This window comes from Enterococcus sp. ARL09-542, from assembly GCF_005234805.1.
Classification (GTDB): domain Bacteria; phylum Bacillota; class Bacilli; order Lactobacillales; family Enterococcaceae; genus Enterococcus_D; species Enterococcus_D gallinarum.
This window is the reverse complement of sequence record NZ_QPQX01000034.1, coordinates 1-7,561: the sequence shown is the minus strand read 5'-3', so window position 1 is coordinate 7,561 and position 7,561 is coordinate 1. Positions and strand designations below refer to the sequence as shown.

The 7,561-nt window shown below is 32.1% G+C and carries 7 protein-coding genes and 1 pseudogene; 3 read left to right on the top strand and 5 right to left on the bottom strand.

The features are described from left to right. Positions 1–186 precede the first annotated feature (186 nt). From DVW06_RS16555 to DVW06_RS16535, 5 genes are all read right to left on the bottom strand, one after another. Positions 187–933, bottom strand: coding sequence for an ABC transporter permease (locus DVW06_RS16555; RefSeq protein WP_103301380.1), 747 nt, complete (start codon positions 931–933; stop codon positions 187–189). Continuing rightward, positions 933–1,958, bottom strand: coding sequence for an ABC transporter substrate-binding protein (locus tag DVW06_RS16550; protein ID WP_137264900.1), 1,026 nt, complete (start codon positions 1,956–1,958; stop codon positions 933–935). The genes DVW06_RS16555 and DVW06_RS16550 overlap by 1 nt, the downstream gene beginning before the upstream one ends. Next, positions 1,955–2,728: an ABC transporter permease gene (locus DVW06_RS16545; protein ID WP_238696205.1), complete on the bottom strand. Its 774-nt coding sequence runs from the start codon at positions 2,726–2,728 to the stop codon at positions 1,955–1,957. The genes DVW06_RS16550 and DVW06_RS16545 overlap by 4 nt, the downstream gene beginning before the upstream one ends. Continuing rightward, entirely contained in the window at positions 2,725–3,471 is a 747-nt protein-coding gene (locus tag DVW06_RS16540) for an ABC transporter ATP-binding protein (protein WP_137264899.1), read from the bottom strand. The genes DVW06_RS16545 and DVW06_RS16540 overlap by 4 nt, the downstream gene beginning before the upstream one ends. 481 nt (positions 3,472–3,952) lie before the next feature. Beyond that, positions 3,953–5,155, bottom strand: coding sequence for a PucR family transcriptional regulator (locus tag DVW06_RS16535; RefSeq protein WP_195958085.1), 1,203 nt, complete (start codon positions 5,153–5,155; stop codon positions 3,953–3,955). 232 nt (positions 5,156–5,387) lie between these two features. On the opposite strand from DVW06_RS16535, the gene DVW06_RS16530 reads away from it, so the two are divergent. The 3 genes and pseudogenes from DVW06_RS16530 to DVW06_RS16520 form a co-directional block, all read left to right on the top strand. Next, positions 5,388–6,593, top strand: coding sequence for an MFS transporter (locus tag DVW06_RS16530; protein WP_103301384.1), 1,206 nt, complete (start codon positions 5,388–5,390; stop codon positions 6,591–6,593). Beyond that, complete coding sequence (locus DVW06_RS16525) at positions 6,590–7,327, top strand: nucleoside phosphorylase (RefSeq protein WP_137264897.1); 738 nt, start codon at positions 6,590–6,592, stop codon at positions 7,325–7,327. The genes DVW06_RS16530 and DVW06_RS16525 overlap by 4 nt, the downstream gene beginning before the upstream one ends. A gap of 85 nt (positions 7,328–7,412) precedes the next feature. Continuing rightward, positions 7,413–7,561, top strand: a pseudogene (locus DVW06_RS16520) (phosphopentomutase); the annotation flags it as partial.

Sequence of the window (7,561 nt, the reverse complement as noted above, 5' to 3'; positions counted from 1 at the left end):
CTCGTTGTCAAGGGCAACTGGATATGGTGTCATAAACAGACCTTATAATTTTTGTCTAGAAAAGTGTTGCCATTCCACACTTATTTTTTCACTATTTGGAGTATAGAGTTTCAGATAAAGATAAGCTGTCTTAAAAATTTTTATTAAGTGTATTTGATATTTTATTTTGATAATAGTATTAATCATCTATCTCCAATATAAAACTTTTTTCTCTATATAAGTAGCCATATAGTAAAGGACCAACCCTATAATTGATAAAGTAATAACTGATGAAAGTATAATGTTTATATCATACATTTCATTTCCATATGTTAAAAGGTAACCTAAGCCTGACTTGGCCCCCATCATTTCGCCTATAACCGCAGCAGTAATGGCTTGTGTCACGGAGACTTTAATTCCCGATATAATTGCAGAAAAAGCAAATGGCAATTCCAAACTAATAAATTTTTGAAACTTACTTGCTTTTAATATTTTTAATAATTCGATATAACGAATATCAATTTGTTTAAAAGCTGTGTATTGGTTGACCATAATTGGAAATGAAACAACTAAAATAACTAAAGCAATCTTAGATTGGATACCTAGTCCGAACCACAATATGAATAAAGGAGCTAAAGAAATTTTAGGTGCTATTTGGATAATTAAAATTAAGGGCATCAGCAGCCGTTCAATTAACTTTATTTTAACAATTAAGTATCCTAAAAAAACACCTAAAATAATTCCAAAAAATGTTCCAATAAAAATTTCTTGTAGAGTAACCCATGCATTTATTAGTAATTCACCAGTAGATATATAGGTTAGAAAAAAACTAGTTAATTTTGTGGGTGATGGCAAAATGTAGTTCGGAACATTGCTAATTCTCACAGATAATTCCCAAATAATAATAATAAGAGTAAAGAGTAAAGAAGGGTATATAATATTTTTTGATTTCATTACTTTTTCTCTCCCTCATCAAGATTCACGACTAATTGCTTTGCGTCATACTTATCTGAGATTAAATTATATTCGCACAATAAGTCGATATAGTTGTTATATCGAGAAACATCAGAATACCCGAAACCATAACTGAATGTATTTTTACTTTGCCAAAGTTTTGGGACAAATTCATTCTCCATAACTTTTTTTATTTTTTTTTCAGACCCTTTTCCAGAAGGAGCGTAGTCAGCGATCGCGGTTTCAATACCAGTACTTAAGTGCCCATCTACGAGAAAAGCTAGTGATCGATTCAATGCCTTCACGAATTTTTGACATAGATCTAGATTTTTTTTCAGAAATTTATCACTTGTGATTACGACATTTCCTTGTGTAGGCATGTAGTTTTCAGAGCGAAACTCTCCAACAGTTAGGCCTTGTTCTTGTAAATCGTAAGCTCTTAACATTGAAAAACTAATGGCATCTACTTGGCCGGAAACAAGAGAATTTACGATAGCTCCTGTACCAATTATTTTGATAGAAACATCGTCTAATGATAGTCCTACCTGCTCTAATATGACTTGCAACTGAATAAAGTTAGGACTTCCATAGGAGGTAATACCAATTGTTTTCCCTTGTAAATCTTCAGGCTTACGAATAGTAGAATTCTTTTTGTAAATAATGGATCCGAGACCTTCTTGATAAGTAGTATGAATAATTTTAACTGGAACTCCATTTGATCGTCCAATGACAACGGGATCAGAGTTTGGAAAACCAAATTCTACGTTGTTAGCAGCAACATTTTTCACAATTTCCGAAGCAGAGGCATAATAGAATTCTACGTCTAAACCTTCTTCTTCAAACCAACCTTTTTCTTTAGCTAAGTACAATGGAGCATAATATGGGGTTGCAGCACCATCAATTTGAATAGAAACTTTAGCCAAACCAGTGCTTGTATGTTCAATAGATACTTCTTTATTTTTACAGCTACTTAAACTAAATAATAAACATAGCCCCCAAAAAATTATTAATAAATTTTTTTTCATTTTTGATCCCCCGATTTATTCCAGGATAAGAAATAAGCTTCAAAGTGTTCGATAATAGCATAGAAAAGTAGACCTAAAATTATTGTAAAGAAAATTCCCGCAATTAATAAGGGAGTATTAAAAGTTGAAGATGCATACGTTTGGATGTATCCTAATCCGTTTTGACCAGACATCCATTCAGCAACTGTAGCACCAATAATTGCTTGGACGATTCCTACTTTCAAAGCAGCAAAAATGGAAGGAAGGGCATATGGAATTTCTAGGCTTTTGAGCACTTGCGAACGATCAGCATTTAATATTTTCATCAAATTATACATGTCTTTTGGGATAGCATTCATACCATCGATCATTCCAATAACAATCGGGAAAAACACCATTGAAAAGACAACAAATAGCTTAGAAAATAATCCTAAGCCAAACCAAATGATAAATATGGGGACTAGAGCAATTTTAGGAGCTGCTTGGAAAAATATTAAGAAAGGCATCAGCATTAATCTAATGGTTTCGTTTTTATAAATAAAGTATCCTACAATTAGCCCAAATAATGAAGCCATTAGAAACCCAATGATTGTCTCGAATCCTGTTACAAATATATGAAACCAAATATTTCCACTGATTAACTGATTCATAATCTCTTTCAAAACATCTAGGGGAGATGGGAGTATAAATGCTGGAACATCTTCTTTACTAATATATAACTGCCATACAATCATCAGCAATAAAATGGATATCAAAGGATCAGATATATGAGTATTTTTTTTTGGCTTCAATGTTCTAACTCCCCTCTTAAATAATTGCTATATTTAATAAATTGATCTGAACCTCGAATTTTTAAATCACGTTGCTTATCCAAGTCGATTGGAATAACTTCTTTAATTGTTCCAGGTCGAGCACTCATTATAACAACCTTAGTTGATAGAAAAACTGCCTCATCTATATCATGTGTAACAAATAGTATAGTTTTTCCAGATTCACTCCAAATTCGTGATAGTTCGAGGTTTAATGTATCACGTTTCATAGCATCTAAAGCACCAAAAGGCTCATCCATCATTAGCACTGTTGGATCATATGAGAGAGCACGCGCAATAGAAGCTCTTTGTTTCATTCCCCCAGAAAGTTCTTTTGGTAAAGCATTACGAAACTTTTCTAAACCAACCATTTTGATTAAATCATCAACCTGAGCTAAGCTTCTAGCATTTTTTTGTTTTTTTATTTCCAAAGGGAAAATAACGTTTTGATAAACTGTTTTCCATGGAAATAAAACAGAATCTTGAAAAACGAAACCATTATTTTTGTTTTCCAAAGTAAATGTTAATTCTCCAGAATCATATGTCTCTAATCCACTAATAATCCGAAGAAGTGTTGATTTCCCACAGCCACTTGGCCCTATTAAGGAAATAAATTCCCCTTCACTTACTGTTAAATTTATGTTTTTTAAAGCTGTTATCCTTTCATTAGCATTTGTGATAAATGTTTTTTCTAGGTTTTTAACGTTTATTAATAGATTTTGCATTTTTCCTCCTTATTATTAATAGAGTTAAATGATAATTTTCTGTTTTTTATTAGTTAACTCTATAAATCATTGTTATTTTTATTTGGTATTAATCATTTTCCTATAACCATTTTTAGTAGAGCGGTAAACTTTACTATTTCTTGTTGAAGTTTATATTGTATTTGAAATAGCGTTTTTCCTGATGAATTTGATTATTTATAAGTCGTATGTTGCAATTCTTTAAACGAATTTGTGTCTAATATAAGCTGGTGCGTCTTTCCGATTTGAAAAGAAAATGGCTTGGAATAAAAATTAGGTATTGATATTGGCAAAAGTTTTCTTCTGAAGACTGGAAGTAGTTTTATAATCCTAAAACAACAGAGCGTGTGTAGTATGTAGCTTTAAAATGAATATTTTAACCATGTCAGGTATAAATAAGACTTAATATGAAAGCATTTAAAGAATTATAATGCAAGTTTGGTGATCTATATAGGAAGGCTTTTTATTTCATTTTATTTAATTCAAAATGTACGATTCCTAAAAACATTTTCAATTTATCACTTGTGTTATTATAATCTAAACCTGTCAATACTTTAATTTTTTTTAAACGATATCTCAACGTATTTATGTGGATAAATAATTCTTCACTTGTTTTCATTAACTGTTCATTATTTCTAAAAAATGTTTGCAGTGTTGCCATAAGCAGCTTGTTATCAGCAATCGGTTTCAAGTGATTCATCAGATGATTTGCAATTTCTGTATCTGAAAGGCTATTCATCACATCATAAAACTCCACAGTGGAGTATATTAGGATAGGAGAATCTGCACAAATAAATTGATTTATTTTATGGGCAAATGTAGCTTGTCTATATCCTTCAACAATATTATATACAGAAACGTTATCGCTTAATCCATAATAGACAATTAAATCATCTTTTATTGCTGAAAGATAATTCTGATTTACATTCTCTACTGCAGAGAGTAATTCTTTTTTATCTGTCTTATTTTCAGAAATGAGAATAATGCTAATTGAATTAATATCATTTGTATAAAGATAATCTGTTAATTGATTTTTCTCGACTAAATTATCTAGTCGTTGAATTAATAATAATAATAATTGTTGTATATTTTTCCAATAATTTGGTTTCTGAGAAATCATTGGTGATGTCTGAAACCAATCAATATTAGGACCCACATGTAAAACGGTTACTTTTGTATGATCACTCAATTTTGCTAAATGTTCAAGTTGTTTTAAAGAAGCCGATTTGATTTGGGTAGTTAATAGGTATTTTGCCAAATTTTCTTTTAAAAAAGTGGTTTCTCTTTCTGTAAATAAAATGTAATTGACTTGATCCATGATTGTTAGATATGTTACATTGTCAGGAATTGTAAATATAGGGAAGTTTTCTTTTTTAGCATAGGCTAAAGCTGTTTCAGAAAAATAGAAATGATTATTAGATATTTTTACTGCTAATCCGACTGCTTTTAGTGTAACTAAATCTTTTAATAACTGTACTTGTGTTTCAAAATCAGTTGTAAATGTTTTAGAGCTAGTTAGAATGAATTCACCACCTTGAAGCCATTTTTTTACTTCAGGTGATTCCATGATTGTGATAGATTTGATTGCATTATTAAATTCCACAGGAGCATTGATTAGCTGGATAGGCAATTTTACTTGGCTCATTAGTTGATTTAATGTAATCACTTTATCCACCTCATACAAAATAATTGATTTTTTCAGTAATAAGTCAAGACCCATTATATACTATATGTGGATACATGCAATGGTATCGTTTAAAAGATATTTTTTTTGGACTTTTATACAAAAAAAGTGCTTATTTTTTTAGTATTAAGTCCAATATAATTAATAAAAAAAAGATGATACACTGTTAGCGTTGATAGCGCTTCATCTAAACTAAGTATTATGGAGGTTTTTTATGGAATTCTCAAATGATTCAAAAATAACTAAAGAGCAGAAAAAAGTTCTTTTTAGTTCTATGAGTGGTTTAGGTTTGCAAAGCATGAGTACAATGTTGTTGTCTTTTGTGCTAGCAACTATGATTTCTGATTTTGGAATAAATGGAGCGGCCGGAGGATTTATTTCAACAATCACTAATATTGGAATGCTTGTAGGAGGAATTATATTTGGCACCTTAGCTGATAGAAGGGGGCGCGTGAGAGTTTTTGTAATTACTGTAGCTATCTTTTCAATAGCTACAGGAGCAATGGCTTTTGCTAATAATATTTATCTTGTCTACTTATTTCGATTTTTAGTTGGCGTTGGAGGTGGTGGAGAATATGGAGTTATTATGTCTATGATCGCTGACAGCTTTTCAAGTGATAAACGAGGTCGTATCAACTCTTATGTAACAATCTCTGGTCAAATAGGAAGTATTGTAGCAGCAATTGCAGCAGCTATTATTATCCCAGCATTTGGTTGGCGTGCACTCTTTGTTTTTGGTACTTTACCGATTTTTTTAGCAATCTACGCGCATTTTAAACTAGAAGAACCAGAAGAATGGAAAAAAGAGGTGCTGGAAACACAAGTCAAGCCCTCAATTAAAGATCTGTTTATAGAAGGAAGAGCCTCTGTGACCATCCGTCTAACAATTATGGCTATCGCACAAGTAGCGGGTTACTTTGGATTAATGAACTGGTTGCCTTCTATTTTACAGAATAAAGTAGGGTTAACTGTATCGGGATCATCTTATTGGATGATTGTTACAATTGTTGGAATGTCTGTTGGCATGCTTTTTTTTGGTCAAATTATGGATAAAGTTGGAGCAAAATTCGCTTACTCTTTGTTTTTGATTGCTTCAGCAATTGCTGTCTTTATCTATTCTTTTGCTGACTCAGGTACGGCAATTTTAATAGGTGGAGCTGCAGTGGGATTCTTCTGCAATGGTATGAATGCAGGATATGGTGCAATAGTCGGAAACCTTTATCCATCCCATATTAGAGCAACCGCAAATAATATTATTTTTAACATTGGAAGAGCGGTGGGTGGATTCTCATCAGTTTTCATTGGTTTCTTCTTAGATAACTATTCTTTGACTATTGCCATGCTATTTTTGTCAGTTCTGTATATTGTGTCATTACTGTCTGTATTATCATTAAAAATGAAGAAGGGAGAAAATCAATGAGTATACATTTGAAAGGTCTTAAATATGGGGACCTTGGAGAAGCAACCATAATTGTGGGTGATCCTGGAAGAGTTGAGTTAATTTCTCAAGATTGGCGTGACAAAAAGAAATTAGTTGATAGCAGAGAATTTGTTGTTGTTTCTGGTTTGTGGAAAAAACATTTGGTATCAATTTGTTCCACAGGAATTGGTTCAGGATCCACTGAAATTGCAGTAACTGAATTAATTGAAAATGGAGCAAAAAAAATTGTTCGTTGCGGAGGATGTGGTGCTTGGGTAGATGGAATTGCACCTGGTGATCTAATTATTAATAATGGTATGGCAAGAACAACAGGAATGTTAGGTGCCTATGTTTCTGATAACTATCCTGCTGTAGCAAATCCTCTTTTAACTTTTGCAATTATTAATAAAGCAGAACAAGCAGGTTTTAAGACACATACCGGGATTGGACTGACTTCAGAAACTTATTACTTTGGGCAGGGTAGAACACCTAATATTTCTACTGCTTTAAGTGTAAAAAAAGAGTATATGGACTACTGGACAGATAGAAATATTCTAAATTGTGAGATGGAAACGGCAGTACTATTCCTTTTAGGAAGTCTATATAACATCCCTGTTGCGAATTGTCTTGTTGTTCATGTGAGTAGAAAAAATGAAAGATGGGCAAATGATGAAGATTACCAACGTATTCATAAAGCTGCATCAGAGGTTGTATTATCCTGTCTTGTCGAATGATATTTTTTAAAGAAGGATATCTTGACGGATAGTTATTTCTAGATAAAATTAGTTTATATTTGTGTGTAAGTTAGGAGAAATTGAGATGTTTAAACGTGTACATTTGATCGTAATGGATTCTGTAGGTATCGGTGAAGCGCCCGATGCAGAAAAATTCGGTGACGTTGGTTCTGATACATTAGGACATATCGCCAAAGAAGCTGGATTGACGATTCCTCATTTGGAACAGTTAGG

What these genes read in the sequence shown, in the direction of transcription:
- DVW06_RS16530 (WP_103301384.1), top strand. Translation starts at nt 5,388, where the DNA reads ATGGAATTCTCAAATGATTCAAAAATAACTAAAGAGCAGAAAAAAGTT.
- DVW06_RS16550 (WP_137264900.1), bottom strand. Translation starts at nt 1,958, where the DNA reads ATGAAAAAAAATTTATTAATAATTTTTTGGGGGCTATGTTTATTATTT.
- DVW06_RS16525 (WP_137264897.1), top strand. Translation starts at nt 6,590, where the DNA reads ATGAGTATACATTTGAAAGGTCTTAAATATGGGGACCTTGGAGAAGCA.
- DVW06_RS16555 (WP_103301380.1), bottom strand. Translation starts at nt 933, where the DNA reads ATGAAATCAAAAAATATTATATACCCTTCTTTACTCTTTACTCTTATT.
- DVW06_RS16540 (WP_137264899.1), bottom strand. Translation starts at nt 3,471, where the DNA reads ATGCAAAATCTATTAATAAACGTTAAAAACCTAGAAAAAACATTTATC.